Source organism: Nocardia pseudovaccinii NBRC 100343 (genome assembly GCF_001613225.1).
In the GTDB taxonomy this organism is placed as follows: domain Bacteria; phylum Actinomycetota; class Actinomycetes; order Mycobacteriales; family Mycobacteriaceae; genus Nocardia; species Nocardia pseudovaccinii.
Window position 1 is genome coordinate 1 of the sequence record NZ_BDBY01000385.1, and the last position, 17,428, is coordinate 17,428.

The window sequence follows — 17,428 nt, forward strand, 5'->3', positions numbered from 1 at the left end:
CGGACGGTGGCCGTGCCGATCGGCCGCATCCGGACCGTGGCCGCATCAGGTCCGAAAACGGCCGCGGTGAACGGACTTCGACGGAGCGCGGACGTCCCGACGGCGCCCGGACCGCTCGCCCGCGCGATGGCGCACCGCAACGACCGGCACGGGGGGAACGCGTGGCACGACCGGAACGCAACGGATCGCGGACGAGTCGCGAGGCACAGCGCGCGGCCAAGATCGACTACACCGCAGACCGCGCCATGGGCACCCCGCAGATGGACAAGGCCGCCCGTCGCGCAAAGGCGAGGTCGGACAAGCGCAAACAGTCCGGTCCGCCGCTGCTCGACGATGCGACCAGGGCTAAACTTGAGCAGATCAGCCGTGAGGGCACCGGCCTGCGGGCGGCCTTCGCGACCTTCCGGATCCGCACCGACGATATCCGCCGCCGCAATTACGCGGCGCGTGCCGAACAGGTCTTCGAAGACGGATTCGACCGCAGCACAGCCCAACTCACCGATCGCGGCTATATGGGTCCCGGCGGCGGCCGGATGAACGTCGTGGGCCGCCCGGTCGAATACCGGGCCACCACCGCCCAGGTGGCGGGTCTCTGGCCTTGGTCGGTCGGCGCGGGTGCGCCGTTGATCGGCACCCCGCTCGGTTCGCATCTGCATACCGGCGCCCCGGTCTGCTTCGACCCGATGAACTGGTTCCTGCGCGGCAGCTTCATCACCGCGCCCAGCCTTTTCGTCCTGGGGCTCAACGGTTTCGGTAAGTCTTCGCTGGTGCGCCGGATCGTGCTCGGCGGTATAGCGCAGGGCATCACCCCGCTGATCCTGGCCGATGTGAAACCGGACTACCGCAAGTTGGTCGAACTGGTCGGTGGCCAGGTGATCGACCTCGGTTACGGCCACGGCAAGCTCAACCCGCTCGCCGCCGGTGTGCTCGGTTCGGTCGTGCCGATGCTGGACGAGTTTCCGGCACTGCAACTTCAGGTGCTGCAGGATCTGCGCGCCCGCCAGGTCACGCTCATCGCCGGTCTGGTCGAACTCGTACGCGGCGCGCGGGTGCGCGACTACGAGGAGACGCTGATCGCCACCGCACTGCGCATCCTCTACCGACCGGGCAGCGGCTATACGCCCGACCAACCGCCCATCATGGAGAACTTGCTCGAGGTGATCGTCGCCGGGGGTGACGAATTGCAGCTCGACGCCGGGGCCGACGATCCGAACGAATACCAGGTCGCCATCAAGGGCCTGCGCCGCTCGCTGCGCGCCCTGACACAGGGCCCGTTCGGCGCGATCTTCAACGGGCAGACCACCGTTCCGATCGATACCAGCGCGGTCGCGGTCTGCATCGACGTATCCCATATCCCCACCGGTGATAAAAAGCTCAAGGCCGCGGTGATGCTGGCCTGCTGGGCCGACGGTTTCGCGTCGGTGGAGGCCGCGCATGTGCTCGCCGACGCGAAACTCGGCCCGCAGCGCTATTTCCAGGTAGTGATGGACGAGCTGTGGCAGGTGCTCGGCCTCGGCGACTTCATGGTCGACCGAGTCGATGAGCTGACCCGTCTGCAGCGCACCATCGCCACCGCGCTGATCATGATCAGCCACACCATCAAGGACCTGCAAGCACTGGGATCGGAAGCCGCCATCGCGAAGGCGCTGGGCTTCCTCGAACGCGCGCGCGCCAAGATATTCGGCGCGCTGCCCGGCGAGGAGATCAAGCGCCTGGACAGTGTGGTTCCGTTCACATCCGCCGAGGAGGAGATGGTGACCGGATGGTCCGCGCCGCAAGCGCTGACGGGCGAGGCACTCAAACCTGGTCAGCTGCGCCCGTCGCCGCCGGGTACCGGCAAATTCCTTCTGAAGATCGGTGAGGATCGCCGCCCCGGCATCCCGTTCCATATGGAATTCACCTTGTCCGAGAAGGAGAGTGGGATCCACGAAACCAACCAGCGCTTCTCCGAGTTCACCGAGTCGACTTCGCGTGGTGGCGATTCCCCCAGTGGGAGTGCCGCATGAGGGGCCTTCTTGCACCGTGGTCGAGACCGGCGGATGGCTGTGGGAGGTGGGGCGCATGATGCCGCACCGGTCCTATCGCAGAGTTTCGCCGGAAGTGCGCAAGGCCGCGGTCGAGCAGGTCATCGCGCTTACCGGCAAACTACGCAGCGAATCGGAGGCCTGCCGGGTGGTCGCCGAGCAGATCGGCGTGCATACCAACTCGGTGCGCAACTGGGTGCGCGCCGCCGAGGGACCGAGTCTCGAGCGCCTGGACGCGACGGCGCTGCGCCGCAAAGTCGCACTTTTACAACAACAATTGGCCGCCGCGGCGGAGATGAACCGCACCCTGGCCGACACCCTCAACGAATCTCGGCGGCAAACGTGATGGGTTCGGTCCGCGGTCGTTCGGCACTGCCGGGGATACGGTGACCGGGCGGACCCTCCTCTACCTGGCGCTGGCGAGCGTACTCGGGCTGATGACATTGGTGGTCGTCATCGTGATGCCCGCCGTGGACGACGCCTGCGAGGGCACTTCGGTGCTCGTATCATCGACCATGCTGGCGCCGCTCGGCGGCTACGCGCCGGGTAATTCCCGCGTCGCGGGCACCTCGACTCCTATGAGCACGACCGGCAATCCGACTGCCACCCAAGCCCATTCGACCGCCACCGGTGCGCCGTCGCTGGCCGCGGGCGTCGGCCCGATCCGCCGGACGCTGCCGCTGGCCGCTGGCACCTTCACCGTGTCGGACGTATTCGGCGCGCGCGGCGGCACCCATAAGGGCGTCGACTTCGCCGCGACCGACGGCACCACCATCTACTCGGTGTCCGATGGACGCGTCGTAGCGGCCGGTCCCGCTTCGGGTTTCGGCAACTGGATCGTCGTCGATTCCGTCGACACCAACGGCCGCGCGTATTCCGCGGTGTACGGCCATATGTGGGACAGCGGCGTGCATGTGCACGTCGGCGATACCGTCGTCGCTGGTCAGCCCATCGCGCAGGTCGGCTCGGCGGGTGAATCCAGTGGTCCGCACCTGCATTTCGAGATAGTGCCGGGCGGACGCTTCACCGGTGGTCGGCAGATCGACCCGCTGCCCTGGCTCGACGGCGCACCGACCCCGGATGTCGGTGGCGCGCAGGCCTTCTCGACCGACCCGCGCTGTAACCGCGGCTTCGGCACCGCGGGTGGTGCGCTGGCCGCGGGCAAGGTGCCGCAGGAACTCGAGATCTGGTATCGCCGTGCGGGTTCCATCTGCCCGCAGATCACCCCGTCGCTGCTGGCCGCACAGGGCAGGCAGGAGTCCGGATTCCGGCGCAGCGCGTCCTCCCCTGCGGGCGCGCAGGGTCTGGCCCAGTTCCTGCCCGGCACCGCGGCCAGTATCGATCCCGATGACGGTCAGCCCTATGTCATCGATGCCGACGGCAATGGTGTCGCGAGCGTATGGGACGACGGCGACGCGATCATCGGTCAGGGCCGTTATATGTGCGCGCTCGCGCACAAGATCACGGCGTGGGAGTCCCAGGGGCGCGTGCAGGGTGATGTCGTGGCACTGACCCTGGCCGCCTACAACGCCGGCGAGGGCGCGGTACTCGCCTCCGGCGGTATGCCGAACCAGGTGGCCGCGCACTACGCCGAAACCCAGCCGTACGTCGCGAATATCCTTGCGATGGAACCGCAATACCGCGCGCAGGGTTCCAATGGCCGCTTCACCCCGCAGGACGGGGCGGGCGGCATTCAGGTCGTCCAGGCGGCGCGGCAATGGCTCGGCACGCCGTACGTCTGGGGTGGCGGTGGCCCGCAGGGGCCGAGCGGCGGTGGCATGGACGGTCCCGGCCTCACGTCGGCCGCGGTGTTCGCGGCCTCGTCGGGCGCGGTGACCTTGCCGCGGACCGCCGAACAGCAGTGGGAGGCGGGCGCCGAAGTACCGCTGAGCAAGCTGCAACCCGGTGATCTGGTCTTCAGCTCATTCGGCCCGCGCGGCCCCGCCGAGGTCGGAATCTATTCCGGCAACGGCCGAATGATCCAATCCGTGCCCGCCGCGTACGGGCATTCCAGTGGCGTGACCGAGGTCGCGGTGCCGGGTGACGGCCGCGGAAGGAGGGTGCTGTGACGACAACCGATACCGCGGCCGGTGAACACGCCGAGGCACGTGCGGCGATTGGACCGCACAAGTGTCGGTCCCGGCGGCTAGCCTTGAATAACAATGCACGCGTGAAACTGGTGGTGATGCTGGTGCTGAGCGTCGCGATGTCGGGTGCGGGGTGCGCCGGCTCGGATCGGGAGCCGGGTTCCGGTGCGCCGCAGCCGCCCACGTCCACGACCCGATTGCTGGAGGGTGTGCCCGCACCCGATCCGGTGACGCCCGACGGCGTCGCGGTGGCCGCGCTGAAGGAGATCTACTCCTGGCAGCCCGCCACCGAGACTCAGGGCGCCTCGCTGTCGCGCGCGCGGAAATGGTTGGGCCCCAGCCTGATCCGCATGCTCGACAGCACGCCGACTGGGATCGAGACACCGAAAGCGACGCTGCAGTGGGCGGACTGGGCCAAGGCGCAGGCACATATCGAGGCCTTCACCTTCGCATCGGGTGAGCGCCCGCCCGCGAGCGCCGATCCGAACATTCAACAGTTCAAGATCGGGATCGAGCAAACGGTCGTCTACCCGAACGGGCGCAAGGAATCCCTGCCGCCCGCGACGGTCATCGCGACCGTGGTGCGTACATCGGAAGGTTGGCGGCTCGACGCCTTCCGCTGAACCCGCGCCAGCGACAACCACATAGCTAGGTCCTAACAGGAGGCAGACATGGCGAAAAAGAAGAAGGTGCAGGATCCGGCCGTGGTCGGACCCGATATCACCCTCTACATGATCTACGCCGGTTTCGCGACTCTCGGAACCCTGTGGATCGCCTTGCATCTCGGCAACGCGATGGCTGTCACCCCGCAGGACATTCCGGTCAACCCGATCGCGATCGTCGCCGATCTGGTCAAGGGGAAAGTGCACTGGCCGCGTGCCTCCACGGTGATCGTGCTGCTCGTCATCGGCGCGATCGTGGCCTATGTGGTGGTGCGCAAGCGGCTTGCCGCACGTCGATCGGTCGGTCGGCTCTCGGTGGACGAGAAGGCCGATGTGATGGGGAGCGGCAGCGCTATCAAATCGCTCACCGAGGCCGGGGTGCGGTCGAAGGCCGAAATGCTCGGTGTCCGGCTCGGCTACAACGACAGCCCGGGCGTGCCGATCGGCGTCGGTGTTGCCGATGGGGTGATGCTCTACGGCTCGTATGAGGATCTGCACCTGGACATCTGGGGTCCGCGTCAGGGCAAATCGACCTCGCGGGTGATCCCGGCCATCCTGACTGCCATCGGGCCGGTCCTGTCTACCTCGAACAAGCGCGACGTGGTCGATGCGACCCGAGATGTGCGCGAGGCCAAGGGAAGTCGCACCTTCGTCTTCGACCCGCAGGGCGTCGCGGGGGAGGAGCCGACCTGGTTCTGGGATCCGCTTGCCTGGGTGGACGCATATCACGACGGTGCGGAGATGCGCGCCGCGCGGCTGGCCGGACACTTCGCCGATGCCGACAGCGGTTCCGATGCCAAGGGTGATGTGTTCTTCGACCCGGAGGCCGAGGATCTGCTCGCCGGGCTGTTCCTGGCGGCCGCGCTCGGTAGTCGCCCGATCGTCCAGGTCTGGGACTGGGTGACCAATCCCAACGACTCCGAACCCATCGAGCTGCTGCGCAATTCGAGTAAGCACTACACCGCCTCGGGCCTCGCGATGCAGTACAACGCCGATCCGCGCACCAAGAGCGGCATTTTCGGCACCGCGAAGAAAATGATCCGCTGCCTGCAGCTGTCCAATGTGCACCCGTGGATCCTGCCCGGCGACAACCGCATGCAGTTCGACGAACTCGAATTCATCGAGAACAACGGCACGCTTTACAGCCTCTCGCTCGAGGGCCGCGGTTCGGCGGCGCCGCTGGTCAGTGCGCTCACCGAGGCCGTGGTCGATGTGGCCATGCGCAAGGCCACCCATTCGCCCGGCGGACGGTTGCCGATCCCGATGCTCGCGGTCCTGGACGAGGCGGCGAATGTGGTGCGCTGGAAGGATTTGCCCAAGCAGTACAGTCACTTCGGTTCACGCGGCATCGTGGTGATGACGGTGCTGCAGTCCTGGGCCCAGGGTGCGCGCTGCTGGGGTGACGACGGCATGCTGGCGCTGTGGTCGGCGGCCAATATCAAGGTGCTCGGTCCGGGCGTCGACGATATGAACTTCCTGCGGGACCGGTCCGAGGCGATCGGCGAATACGACGCGATCTCTTCCTCGGTCTCGGAATCCAAAGGCGGCAAGAGCTATTCGCGTTCACTGGGTTCGTCCAAGACATTCACCGTGAACGCGCTGGCTACTCTGCCACAGGGCCGCGCGATCGTCTTCACCTCCGGCCAGCCCGCGGTGCTGGTGCGTACCGTGCCCTGGTGGGAGGGCGACTACGCTGACGACGTGAAGAAGTCGATCTCGCACCATCTTCCGGGGCGTAAGACCGAGATCGCCGACCTGTTCGGCTCGCCCAACCTGACCAAGGCTGCTCCGCCACCCGAATACGGTCAAATCGAGGAGGTTCGGCCACTGTGACCGAGCGTAGCGAGGGAACCATAGACACAGCACGGCCAGTCACAGCGGAGCCGAGCGCTAGCGAGGTGGAGCTGTGACTGAACAGCAGCAACAGCCCATGATCTACAGCAATGTGGTCGACTTCGTCGAGAACTACCTCGGCCTGGTGTACCGGCGTCAGGTCACCGACATCAGCGAAACGGTGTGGTGCCCGGAGTGGTGGAAGCATGCCGAGGCGGTGGCGCGACTAGATGCGCTCTGGCGTGCATGGGAGCACTACCGGCTCGAGCCGAGCACCGGATTGAGCATCTGGTTCCTCGACCACGCGGATCCGCATATGACCAAACTCTTCGATCCTCGCGGACCGTTCAAGTACTGCAGTGTGCGCAACGGCCACAAGGACATGCTGAGCCCGCTGCCGCTGAAGTCGCCCACCCAGGGACTTTTCGGCGATCCGACCATCGGCGATTTCCGCGTCTGAGGAGCCGAAACGTCGAAACGCCCGCTGATTTCAGCGGGCGTTTTCGGTTTCCGGCGTCGGGATCCAGTTACTGCCGGACGCGTTCCAAACCGCGTGCGTCTTGTTCCCGACCTCGTGCGGCGGCCGCGCGGGCGGCTTCGTCGCGAATGCGTACGGCCTCTTCGGGCGGTTGCCCCTGACCTACTTCGATGAGCATCCGCACCGCCGCCAGTTCCGGTGCGATACCGATCCGGGCGAGATGCGCCGCGATGGCCTGCCGACGCTCCTGGGAGTCGTAACGAACGAGCGGTTTGGACTGAGCCGACGCCGTCGCGGCCATCCTGCTGGCCTCGGCCTGTGCGGAGAAACGATCCTTCTCCAATGAAATCCCCTGGGCCGGAACCGATTTCTCGACCATCCGGGCCAGTTCGAGATTGCGTGGGTCCTTCGCCTTGGCGTCGCGGGCCTCACGGATCTGCAGTTCCCGGGCCTCCTTGATGCGGGCCTCGGTGACCTTGACGCGGGCTTCGGCTTCCTTCTGACCACGCTCACGGGTCCGCAGCGCGACCAGGGTCGCAAGCTGCAACATAGTCTTCATCATGGCCGCGGTTTCCCGGCCGATGTCGTCCAGTTCCTCGGACATGGCTGCTCCCCGATGCTGCAGTGATCACTATGGATGTTGTGGTGCTTCGTCACGGACGCCGCCACGTCGAACTGTAGTCCGTCGCGCCGGTGCCCCGCCTGCAAACGTGGACACCCAGAGAACTTGTCGCGTGGCATTCCCGGTTGGGGATCGTCCGGTCAGGGGATGACGACGCTACGCGTTCTCCTTTATTCGAGATTACCCGAGAAAACCCGGCGCCAACCGTGTGGGCGTACCGCTTAAGAGCATATATCGCACAATTCCGGCGGGTAGGGGAAAGCTTCGGAGGATCTCCGGTTTTAGCACACCCTAACCGAACGATTAGGGTCGCCTACCCTGGCTTGGGCAGGGCGGTAGTTCGGGCCCGCTGCTCATTGTGCGCAGCGGGTACGAACGAAGCGAGTATTCGGATCGGGCGTGTCGTAGCGACTGCTCGCAGGTCGCTCGAAAGCCAGCTCAGTCGATGCGGACCGACTGGATGGTTACCGGGAGATTGGGCTTGCCGTCACCCTGGCCGTTGGAGTTGTCCTGACCCCCTGCGGCGATCTTGTCCAGCGTGCCCATGCTGTCCGGATCGACGGTGCCGAAGATGGTGTAGTTCGGCGGCAGTTGCGAATCGCCGTAGACGATGAAGAACTGACTACCGTTGGTGCCGCCGCCGGTGACGGGATCCGGACCCGCGTTGGCCATGGCCAGCGTGCCGCGCTTGTAGTCCATGGGCTGCTGCAATGCGGGGTCGGCGGGGTTGTACCGATTGGTCGGGTACTCGTTGTCGAACTGGTAGCCGGGACCGCCGGTGCCGGTGGCTGTCGGGTCACCGCACTGCAGCACCTTCAGGCCCTCATCCGCGGTCATGCGGTGGCAAGTGGTGTTGTCGAAGTAGCCCTGACCGGCCAGGCTGGCGAAGCTGTTCACGGTGCACGGCGCCTTGGCGTTGTCCAGGGTCAGGCCGATGGGGCCCTGAGTGGTGTCCATGCTGACGCTGAGACTCGCATTGTCGCCGGTGTTCTCGATGCCGCTGGTGCGCGGCTTCTTCACCGGCTTATCCGCGGGCTTCTGACTGTCGCGGTAGTCGCAGCTGATGGCCGCGGGCTTATCGTCACTCTTGGTCAGGAAGTAGACGCCGACGGCCGCCGCCGCCACGACCACCACGCCGAGCGCCGATCCGGCGATCGTGAGTCGCCTGCGCTTGCGCGCCCGGTCGGCCCGGTTGGCCAGCTGGCGCTCCAGCTTGCGTTTCGCCGCTGCCCGTCGCTGTTCGTTGCTCGGCACTACCACGTTCCTCCCGTATCCGTTACGTACGGCACAGGATTGTGCCATCTATTCCTGAGACTGCTCAGCAGGCCATTTCGACCAGTCGTGACGCCGTATGAACCGCTGATCCTTTCGAGCGACCCGCAAGCAGTCGCAAGCGGTGGCAAACCGGTTGGACTTGACGGGCCGTAGTGGTGGAAACTGGACCATCGTGACCAAGACCAGCAGCTTCTCCGCCCCGAAGGGGGTTCCGGATTACGTGCCACCCGGTTCGGCCGAGTTCGTCGCGGTGCGCGACGGCTTGATCCGCGCCGCCCGACTCGCCGGGTACGGGCATGTGGAGCTGCCGATCTTCGAGGACACCGCCTTGTTCGCGCGGGGTGTCGGTGAATCCACCGATGTGGTGACCAAGGAGATGTACACCTTCGCCGACCGCGGCGAGCGCAGTGTCACGCTGCGGCCGGAGGGCACCGCGGGTGTCATGCGTGCGGTCATCGAACACGGGCTCGACCGGGGGCAGTTGCCGGTGAAGCTGGTGTATTCGGGTCCGTTCTTCCGCTATGAGCGCCCGCAGGCCGGTCGGTACCGGCAGTTGCAGCAGGTCGGCGTCGAGGCGATCGGTATCGATGATCCGGCGCTGGATGCCGAGGTGATCGCGATCGCGGACGCCGGATATCGCGAACTCGGGTTGGATGGCTTCCGGCTCGAGATCACCTCGCTCGGTGACGAGACCTGTCGCCCGCAATATCGAGAACTGTTGCAGGAGTTCCTGTTCGGGCTGCCGCTGGACGAGGAGACCAAGCGGCGGGCGCAGTTGAATCCGCTGCGGGTGCTCGACGACAAGCGGCCCGAGGTGCGCGAGATGACCGCGAACGCGCCGCTGATGATCGATCACCTGTCCGAGTCGGCGAAGACGCACTTCGAGCAGGTGCTCGGGTACCTCGACGCGCTCGGGGTGCCCTATGTGGTGAATCCGCGGATGGTGCGCGGCCTGGACTACTACACGAAGACGACCTTCGAATTCGTGCACGACGGTCTCGGGGCGCAGTCGGGTATCGGCGGCGGCGGACGCTACGACGGGCTCATGGCCGAACTGGGCGGACAACCGCTGTCCGGCATCGGATTCGGACTCGGTGTGGACCGCACCATGCTGGCACTGCGGGCCGAGGGCAAGTCGGCGGGCGATCCGGCGCGGTGCGAGGTCTACGGCGTACCACTCGGCGATGCGGCCAAGCAGCGGTTGGTCGTGCTCGCGGCGCAGTTGCGGGCGGCGGGCATTCGGGTCGATCTGGCCTACGGCGGTCGAAGTGTCAAGGGGTCGCTGAAGGCCGCGGACAAGTCCGGCGCCCAATTCACCCTGGTCCTCGGTGACCGTGATCTGGCCGAGAACACCATCGGCCTGAAGGATATGGCCACCGGTGAACAGCGTCAGATCCCACTGGACGAGACGGTGGCCGCCGTCGCGACCGCTTTGCGCTCCGGCGAGTAGTACGGTGCCGGGGTACACCCGCACCACGACGAATGGGCAGCCATGCCGGTAGAACCCACGAATCCCGGTGCAGCCCAACCGGTTCGGTCGGTCGGACTCGATCTCGTCGCGCCCGAGACCTACGCGCCGATGCTGCGGCGACTCGCCCTCGCAGCGGTAGGGGTGGGGATCGGTGCCGCATTGCTCGCGGCGCTGCTGGTGCCGTGGTCGATCGCGATCGCGATCGGTCTCGTCGTCGGTGCGCCCACCGTCGCCTACGCCATCGCGCTGCGCCGTCGGCGGATGTGGCTGGCCGGGACCACGATTCACGCGCGGCGGGTGATCGGCGAGCGTCAGGTCGATATCGCGGCCGCCAATGGCGTCGAGATCCTCGTCTTTCCGGCCCGTTTGAGCCGCATCGTCCTGCGGGTGACCGCAGGCGTCGAGTCGCAGGTCGTACCGCTCGCGATGTACACGGATGCGGGTAGCGGTCGTGAACTCCACCTGCTCGGCCTCCGCAAACTGGCCGACGCTCTGGCCGCCAGCGAACTCGCCGCGGCCGTAGCGGTATCGACCATGCTCGTCCACCAACTGCGCGCCGAGGCCCGAGATGCCGGACTGGAGGAGCGGCCGCTGTACCGTGCCGTTCGCCTCGCGCGGGCGAAGGACTATGTGTCGCCGATCGTCCTGACCGATCAGGAAGTCGCGGGACTGTGTTGATACGCGAGTCGAGTTGTGCGACACGTGAATCGGCGTGCCACGTGAGATTGCAGGCGATGCGCGGTTGCGTCGTGCGCTGAACAGCGCGCACTCTGTCGGATTTCGTGCCCGTTGTGGGTGCTTGTCGTTAGCTGGGGCGGCTGGATGGGTGTGCCGGGGTGATTGTCGCGTAGCTCACCACGGGGGTTCGGGGGCCGTGAGAGTCGTTAGGGTGGGATCGAGTGTCCGTCTATCGCAAGGAGTTTCTCGTGAGCACCGCTGCTCGGACCGCGCCCGTGACCGTCGCCGTGACCGGAGGTGCGGGGCAGATCGCCTACGGTCTGCTGTTCCGGATCGCGTCCGGGGCGCTGCTCGGGTCCGAGACGCCGGTACGGCTGCGGTTGCTGGAGATCCCGGCGGCGGTGGCGTCACTGGAGGGTGTGGCGATGGAGCTCGAGGACGGCGCGTTTCCGCTGCTCGAGTCGATCGACATCAGTGACGATCCGTGGGTCGGGTTCGAAGGCGCGAATATCGCACTGCTGGTCGGTGCTCGGCCGCGCACCGCGGGGATGGAGCGCTCGGACCTGCTGGCCGCCAACGGCCCGATCTTCACCGAACAGGGCCAGGCGATCAACGCCAGCGCCGCCGCCGACGTCAAGGTGCTCGTGGTCGGAAACCCGGCCAATACCAACGCCTTCATCGCCATGAGCAATGCCCCGGACGTCCCGGCCGAGCGATTCACCGCGATGACCCGCCTCGACCACAACCGCGCCATCGCGCAACTGGCCAAGAAGACCGGCGCGGCCGCCGCCGATATCGCCCGCGTCGCCATCTGGGGCAACCACTCCGCGACCCAGTATCCGGATATCACCCACGCCACCATCGCGGGCCGCCCCGCCCGCGAGCTCGTCGACCAGGGCTGGGTGCGCGAGGAATTCATCCCCACCGTCCAACAGCGCGGCACAGCCATCATCCAGGCCCGCGGTGCCTCTTCGGCCGCCAGCGCGGCCAGCGCGGCCATCGACCACATCCACGACTGGTCGCTCGGCACCCACACCGACGACTGGACCTCCATGACCGTCCCCTCCAACGGCTCCTACGGCATTCCCGAAGGCCTCATCACCTCGTTCCCCGTCACCTGCGCGGACGGCGAATACGCGATCGTCCAGGGCTTGGAGCTCGACGAATTCTCCCGCGCCCGCATCGACGCCAGCGTCGTGGAACTCGAACAGGAACGCGACGCCGTCGTCGGCCTCGGATTCGCCAAGCACGTCTGAACTCATGTCCGAAGTCGTAGCTCAGGCCGCGGCTGTGGCGGAGCGACTGTTGCCGAGGGCCAATCGACCCGCGGTGGCGAGATGAATCAGCGCGAGCACGCTGCCGCCGACCATCATGCCCGGAATTCCCTGGGCGGCGCCGATGGCGACATCGCCGAGCTGTACCGCACCCGACACGGTCAGCAGCGGTAGGAGACCCCGCTTGCGGCGGCTGGTCAGGCTGAACAGCAACGCGGCACCCAACGGGATGGCACGCGCGGCGTAGGCCTGGGCATACAGATCAACTCCGGGCGAGTCCGCGCTGCCGGTTATCACCAGGTTCGGGTCGATGAGCGCCGCGACACTGAATGCCATGGCGACGCCCGCGCCGACCGCATTGGCGATGATCGTGGGTCTGGTGAGCTTCTCGGCCTGCATCTTTCACTCCCTAAATCGTTCAGAGTCTGAATGGTTTAGGGACAGTATTATGCTGGCTATGAAGAACGTCAAGGTGGAAAAGCTGCCGGAGACCATCACCTTCCGGCTCGGACTACTGGGTGCGTTCCTGACCGACCGCTTCAGCATCGATGTGTCGAGTCTCGGGCTCAAGCCGAAGCACGCCGGAATGCTGAATGTGCTGGCGGCCGACGGACCGACATCGCAGATGCGGATGGCGCAGATACTGCGCGTCGCGCCGAGTCTGGTCGTCGCGCTGGCCGACCATCTGGAGTCCCTCGGGGCCATCGAACGGCTGCGGGATCCGGAGGATCGCCGCCGTCAGAACCTGAGCCTGACCTCCCACGGCCGCGCATTGCTGGACAAATGTCTCGACGCCGCACATGCGATCGACGCCGAGACCACCGCGGATCTCACCGCGGCCGAGCGCGCCGACCTACATCGCATCCTGGGCACGCTCGCCGATCGGCTGGGTCTGCCTAGCTGATGGTCCAGGTTTCCGAACCGTTGAGTAGGGATTGCAGCGAAGCCTCTTTTACCGGCTTGCGTTCCCGCGCCATGGCGGTTTGGGTGCGAACCGCATCGTCGTAGGTGGGCCGGGTGACGTTGCGGAAGATCCCGGTGACCACATGGCCGAGGTCCTGGTCCGACAGACGCGAGAGGGCGTAGGCGTACTCCGGATTGTCGGTGTAGGCGTCGTGCACAATGATCTCGGACTCGTCGACGTCGTCGGCGCGCACCACCGCGAGCCCGAAACCGGCACGGACCACAGCGAATTCGCCATCGGCGCCGAAACGGATCGGCGCGCCGTGGTGCAGCGGGATGAGGCGGGATTCGGCATCGCCCTTGCGCAGCACATCGAACGAACCGTCGTTGAAGATCGGGCAGTCCTGCAGGATCTCGACGAAGGAGGTCCCGCGGTGTTCGGCGGCGGCGCGCAGCACCTCGGTGAGGCCCGCCCGATCGGAATCCAGCGCGCGCGCGGCGAAGCTGGCTTCCGCGCCGAGCGCGACCGACAGCGTATTGAACGGATGGTCGACCGACCCCATCGGCGTCGATTTGGTGATCTTGCCCTCTTCCGAGGTGGGGGAGTACTGCCCCTTGGTGAGTCCGTAGATCCGGTTGTTGAACAGCAGGATCGTCATGTTCACATTGCGGCGCAGGGCATGGATCAGGTGGTTGCCGCCGATCGACAGCGCGTCACCGTCACCGGTCACCACCCACACCGACAGATCCGGCCGCGTTACCGCGAGCCCCGTCGCGATGGCGGGCGCGCGGCCGTGGATGGAGTGGATGCCGTAGGCCTCGAGGTAGTACGGGAACCGGCTCGAGCAGCCGATCCCGGAGACGAACATCAGGTTCTCCCTGCGCAATCCGAGTTCGGCGAGGAAGCCGCGCACGGTCGCCAGGATCACATAGTCACCGCAGCCGGGGCACCAGCGCACCTCCTGATCGGAGGTGAAGTCCTTGACCTTCTGCGGCCCGTCCGCGGACGGTACTCCCGAGAGTCCGGTGAGGCCCAGATCGGTTCCGACGAGCGAGGTTTCGACGATGGTCATCAGTTACCCCCGGTCGAGTACGTGGCACGCGCCCGTGCCGCGAACGCCTTGTCGTGTTCCATATCCTCGATCGACCCGTCCAGTGCCGCATCGATCACCCCGACGAGTTCCTGTGCGGAGAACGCCGTGCCCGCGATCTTCGTCCACGGTTGCACATCCACCAGATACTTCGCCCGCAGCAGCATGGCCAGCTGACCGCCGTTCATTTCCGGCGCGACCACCGTCCGATAGCTCCGCAGCACGGCATCGAGGTTGGCGGGCAATGGATTCAGATATCGCAGATGCGCCTGTGCGACCGGGACGCCGCGACGGCGGGCGCGCCGACACGCCTCGCCGATCGGCCCGAAGGAACTGCCCCAGCCGATCAGCAGGAGTTCGGCCCGCCCGTCCGGATCGTCGACCTCGAGATCGGGGACGGTGATGCCGTCGATCTTGGCTTGCCGCAGGCGAACCATCAGTTCGTGATTGCCGGGCTCATAGGAGATATTGCCGCTGCCGTCGGCCTTCTCCAGTCCGCCGATCCGATGCGCGCGACCAGCGGTCCCCGGCACCGCGAGTGGCCTGGCGAGGGTATCGGGATCACGGGAGTAGGGCTGGAACGGCGTGCCATCCTCGGCCTCGGGTTCGAAGCGCGGATCGATCGGCTCCAGCTCGGTGACCCGCGGAATCGACCACGGCTCAGAGCCATTGGCGATCGAGCCGTCGGAAAGCAACAGCACCGGCGTGCGGTAGGTGAGGGCGATGCGAGCCGCCTCCACCGCGGTGGCGAAGCAGTCTGCGGGGGAGCGCGGCGCGAGTACCGCCACCGGCGATTCCCCGTTGCGGCCGTAGAGCGCCTGCAGGAGATCGGCCTGTTCGGTTTTGGTCGGCAGTCCGGTGGACGGTCCCCCGCGCTGCACGTCGACGATCACCAACGGCAGTTCCGTCATCACCGCGAGCCCGATGGTTTCGCTCTTGAGCGCCAGCCCAGGGCCGGAAGTGCTGGTGACGCCTAGCGCGCCGCCGAGGGCCGCGCCGAGGGCCGCGCCGATGCCAGCGATTTCGTCTTCGGCCTGGAAGGTCGTGACGCCGAAGTTCTTGTGCTTACTGAGTTCGTGCAGGATGTCGGAGGCTGGTGTGATCGGATAGGTGCCGAGAAAGACCGGCAACCCGGATAACTGCCCCGCGGTGACGAGGCCGTAGGCGAGCGCGGTGTTGCCGGTGATCTGGCGGTAGGTGCCCGGCGGCAGCTTGGCCGGGGCCACCTCGAAGGTGGTTGCGAAGCTCTCGGTGGTCTCGCCGTAGTTCCAGCCCGCGCGGAAGGCGAGCAGATTCGCCTCGGCGATATCGGGTTTCGCGGCGAATTTCTCGCGCAGGAAGCGTTCGGTACCGCCGATCGGGCGTCCGTACATCCAGGACAGCAGGCCGAGCGCGAACATATTCTTCGCGCGCTGAGCGTCCTTCTTGCCGACACCGGTCGGCTCGGTCGCGCCCAGGGTGATCGAGGTCATCGGGACGCGGTGGACCACGAAATCGCTCAGTGTGTCGTCGTCGAGCGGATCAGTGGTGTAGCCGACCTTGCCCAGATTGCGTTTCGTGAACTCGTCGGTGTTCACGATGAGGGTGGCACCGCGCGGCAGGTCCTCGAGATTGGACTTCAGCGCCGCGGGATTCATCGCGACCAGCACGTCGGGTTGGTCGCCCGCGGTGAGGATGTCGTAATCGGCGATCTGGATCTGGAAGGACGAGACGCCGGGCAGCGTGCCCTGTGGCGCCCGGATTTCGGCCGGGAAGTTGGGCTGGGTGGCGAGGTCGTTGCCGAATGCGGCCGCCTCGTGCGTGAAGCGATCACCGGTGAGCTGCATTCCGTCACCGGAGTCCCCGGCGAACCGAATTACGACCTTTTCCAATTTCGCTGTGCCGACATCACTTTGGTCGGAAACCATATGCCTGCTTCACTTCCTCGTCCGATGGGAGGTGCCATTGGCCAACCTACTCCGCCGTGTGCGGGAATTGCTTGTGAAATGCTTTACGCGAAGAGCGCCAGCTGCGTGTCGTTGGGCAGCGGTGTCGGGGGCTGTGTCCGCGGCTCCGTGGTGTGCTCGCGGGTGAGGCCGTGTTGCTGGAGCAGTGGCTGCACCCGCTCGCGTAGCCAGGACGCATATTCCGGCGTCACGTAGGCGCCGCGGCCGTACAGCTGGCGATAGCGGCGCACCAGCGCCGGATGCGCCTCGGCCAGCCAGCTCAGGAACCAGCCACGGGTGGCGCCACGCAGATGCATCGGGAATGCGACCACCGATACCGCCCCGGCCTCGGCGATCGCACCGAATAGTGCGTCCAGGTGGGCGCGGCTGTCGGTGAGATATGGAATCACCGGCGCGACCATCACATTCACTTCGAACCCGGCATCGGCCAGCGCCCGCACCATCTCCAACCGCGCCTTGGGCGATGGCGTACCGGATTCCAGGCCGCAGTGCAGATCCGTATCCAGGATCGCGATGGAGACGGCGATGCTCACCCGGACCTGGCGCGCCGCCGCCGTGAGCAGGGGCAGATCCCGGCGCAGCAGCGCGCCCTTGGTGAGAATGGAGAACGGTGTGCCGGAATCGGTCAGCGCACGTATGATGCCGGGCATCAACCGATATCGGCCCTCGGCCCGTTGATACGGATCGGTATTCGTGCCCAGCGCGACCGGTTCGTGATGCCAGGACCGCCGGCCGAGTTCCTTGCGCAGCACCGCGGCGATATTGGTCTTCACCACGATCTGCGAATCGAAATCCCGGCCCGCGTCCAGGTCCAGATACTCGTGGGTGGGACGCGCGAAACAGTAGCGGCAGGCGTGTGAACAGCCGCGCATCGGATTGATCGTCCAATGGAACGGCAGATTCGACGCCTCCGGCATCTTGTTCAGCGCACTCTTGCACAGCACCTCGTGGAACGTGATGCCCTCGAATTCGGGGGTCTGTACGGTGCGCACGAAACCCGCCCGGTCGAGACCGGGCAGGGCGCCGTCGTCGGCATCCAGGGTTTGGCTTTGCCACCGCACCCCACTAGTCGAACATGTGTTCT

16 protein-coding genes are annotated in these 17,428 nt (G+C 66.3%); 10 read left to right on the top strand and 6 right to left on the bottom strand.

All coding sequences use genetic code 11. The features are described from left to right. The 6 genes from NP3_RS41685 to NP3_RS41710 all read left to right on the top strand — a co-directional run. Positions 1 to 2,006 (top strand): putative type IV secretion/conjugal transfer ATPase (locus tag NP3_RS41685; RefSeq protein ID WP_063047215.1); only part of this gene is annotated, 2,006 nt, incomplete at its 5' end. A gap of 55 nt (positions 2,007 to 2,061) precedes the next feature. Continuing rightward, a complete protein-coding gene (locus tag NP3_RS41690) occupies positions 2,062 to 2,370 on the top strand; it encodes a transposase (RefSeq protein WP_040692310.1) in 309 nt (102 codons plus the stop codon). 40 nt (positions 2,371 to 2,410) lie between these two features. Beyond that, positions 2,411 to 4,093: a peptidoglycan DD-metalloendopeptidase family protein gene (locus NP3_RS41695; protein ID WP_157124906.1), complete on the top strand. Its 1,683-nt coding sequence runs from the start codon at positions 2,411 to 2,413 to the stop codon at positions 4,091 to 4,093. A 101-nt stretch (positions 4,094 to 4,194) separates the two neighbouring features. Then, positions 4,195 to 4,734, top strand: a complete 540-nt coding sequence (locus tag NP3_RS41700; RefSeq protein ID WP_245721331.1) for a hypothetical protein — start codon at positions 4,195 to 4,197, stop codon at positions 4,732 to 4,734. A 48-nt stretch (positions 4,735 to 4,782) separates the two neighbouring features. Further along, the gene (locus NP3_RS41705; protein ID WP_063047216.1) at positions 4,783 to 6,606 is read left to right on the top strand and encodes a type IV secretory system conjugative DNA transfer family protein; all 1,824 of its coding nucleotides are present in this window, start codon (positions 4,783 to 4,785) and stop codon (positions 6,604 to 6,606) included. Between the two features lie 73 nt (positions 6,607 to 6,679). After that, complete coding sequence (locus NP3_RS41710) at positions 6,680 to 7,066, top strand: DUF4913 domain-containing protein (protein WP_245567240.1); 387 nt, start codon at positions 6,680 to 6,682, stop codon at positions 7,064 to 7,066. A 67-nt stretch (positions 7,067 to 7,133) separates the two neighbouring features. Here NP3_RS41710 and NP3_RS41715 read toward each other — a convergent pair whose 3' ends face one another. Both NP3_RS41715 and NP3_RS41720 read right to left on the bottom strand, forming a co-directional pair. Next, positions 7,134 to 7,688: a hypothetical protein gene (locus NP3_RS41715; RefSeq protein WP_063047217.1), complete on the bottom strand. Its 555-nt coding sequence runs from the start codon at positions 7,686 to 7,688 to the stop codon at positions 7,134 to 7,136. 456 nt (positions 7,689 to 8,144) lie between these two features. Then, the gene (locus NP3_RS41720) at positions 8,145 to 8,960 is read right to left on the bottom strand and encodes a peptidylprolyl isomerase (protein WP_063047218.1); all 816 of its coding nucleotides are present in this window, start codon (positions 8,958 to 8,960) and stop codon (positions 8,145 to 8,147) included. 193 nt (positions 8,961 to 9,153) lie between these two features. Here NP3_RS41720 and hisS point away from each other — a divergent pair, with 193 nt between their 5' ends. The 3 genes from hisS to NP3_RS41735 all read left to right on the top strand — a co-directional run bounded on the left by hisS (position 9,154) and on the right by NP3_RS41735 (position 12,386). After that, entirely contained in the window at positions 9,154 to 10,431 is a 1,278-nt protein-coding gene (hisS, locus tag NP3_RS41725) for a histidine--tRNA ligase (RefSeq protein WP_063047237.1), read from the top strand. Between the two features lie 42 nt (positions 10,432 to 10,473). Further along, the gene (locus NP3_RS41730; protein ID WP_063047219.1) at positions 10,474 to 11,130 is read left to right on the top strand and encodes a hypothetical protein; all 657 of its coding nucleotides are present in this window, start codon (positions 10,474 to 10,476) and stop codon (positions 11,128 to 11,130) included. Between the two features lie 248 nt (positions 11,131 to 11,378). Then, the gene (locus tag NP3_RS41735) at positions 11,379 to 12,386 is read left to right on the top strand and encodes a malate dehydrogenase (RefSeq protein WP_063047238.1); all 1,008 of its coding nucleotides are present in this window, start codon (positions 11,379 to 11,381) and stop codon (positions 12,384 to 12,386) included. Positions 12,387 to 12,407: 21 nt separating this feature from the next. On the opposite strand, the gene NP3_RS41740 is transcribed toward NP3_RS41735, so the two are convergent. After that, the gene (locus NP3_RS41740) at positions 12,408 to 12,803 is read right to left on the bottom strand and encodes a hypothetical protein (RefSeq protein WP_063047220.1); all 396 of its coding nucleotides are present in this window, start codon (positions 12,801 to 12,803) and stop codon (positions 12,408 to 12,410) included. 58 nt (positions 12,804 to 12,861) lie between these two features. Between NP3_RS41740 and NP3_RS41745 the strand changes: the two genes are divergently transcribed. Beyond that, positions 12,862 to 13,308, top strand: a complete 447-nt coding sequence (locus NP3_RS41745; RefSeq protein ID WP_063047239.1) for a MarR family winged helix-turn-helix transcriptional regulator — start codon at positions 12,862 to 12,864, stop codon at positions 13,306 to 13,308. On the opposite strand, the gene NP3_RS41750 is transcribed toward NP3_RS41745, so the two are convergent. From NP3_RS41750 to NP3_RS41760, 3 genes are all read right to left on the bottom strand, one after another. Next, entirely contained in the window at positions 13,301 to 14,380 is a 1,080-nt protein-coding gene (locus NP3_RS41750) for a 2-oxoacid:ferredoxin oxidoreductase subunit beta (protein WP_063047221.1), read from the bottom strand. The genes NP3_RS41745 and NP3_RS41750 overlap by 8 nt on opposite strands. After that, positions 14,380 to 16,305 (bottom strand): 2-oxoacid:acceptor oxidoreductase subunit alpha, encoded by a 1,926-nt coding sequence (locus tag NP3_RS41755; protein WP_063047222.1) that lies wholly within the window; start codon positions 16,303 to 16,305, stop codon positions 14,380 to 14,382. Before NP3_RS41755 ends, NP3_RS41750 begins: the two co-directional genes overlap by 1 nt. 83 nt (positions 16,306 to 16,388) lie before the next feature. Next, a complete protein-coding gene (locus tag NP3_RS41760; protein WP_063047223.1) occupies positions 16,389 to 17,405 on the bottom strand; it encodes an Rv2578c family radical SAM protein in 1,017 nt (338 codons plus the stop codon). Between the last annotated feature and the right edge of the window lie 23 nt (positions 17,406 to 17,428).

What these genes read in the sequence shown, in the direction of transcription:
- NP3_RS41690 (WP_040692310.1), top strand. Translation starts at nt 2,062, where the DNA reads ATGATGCCGCACCGGTCCTATCGCAGAGTTTCGCCGGAAGTGCGCAAG.
- NP3_RS41705 (WP_063047216.1), top strand. Translation starts at nt 4,783, where the DNA reads ATGGCGAAAAAGAAGAAGGTGCAGGATCCGGCCGTGGTCGGACCCGAT.
- NP3_RS41715 (WP_063047217.1), bottom strand. Translation starts at nt 7,688, where the DNA reads ATGTCCGAGGAACTGGACGACATCGGCCGGGAAACCGCGGCCATGATG.
- NP3_RS41730 (WP_063047219.1), top strand. Translation starts at nt 10,474, where the DNA reads ATGCCGGTAGAACCCACGAATCCCGGTGCAGCCCAACCGGTTCGGTCG.
- NP3_RS41740 (WP_063047220.1), bottom strand. Translation starts at nt 12,803, where the DNA reads ATGCAGGCCGAGAAGCTCACCAGACCCACGATCATCGCCAATGCGGTC.
- NP3_RS41745 (WP_063047239.1), top strand. Translation starts at nt 12,862, where the DNA reads ATGAAGAACGTCAAGGTGGAAAAGCTGCCGGAGACCATCACCTTCCGG.
- NP3_RS41750 (WP_063047221.1), bottom strand. Translation starts at nt 14,380, where the DNA reads ATGACCATCGTCGAAACCTCGCTCGTCGGAACCGATCTGGGCCTCACC.
- NP3_RS41755 (WP_063047222.1), bottom strand. Translation starts at nt 16,305, where the DNA reads ATGGTTTCCGACCAAAGTGATGTCGGCACAGCGAAATTGGAAAAGGTC.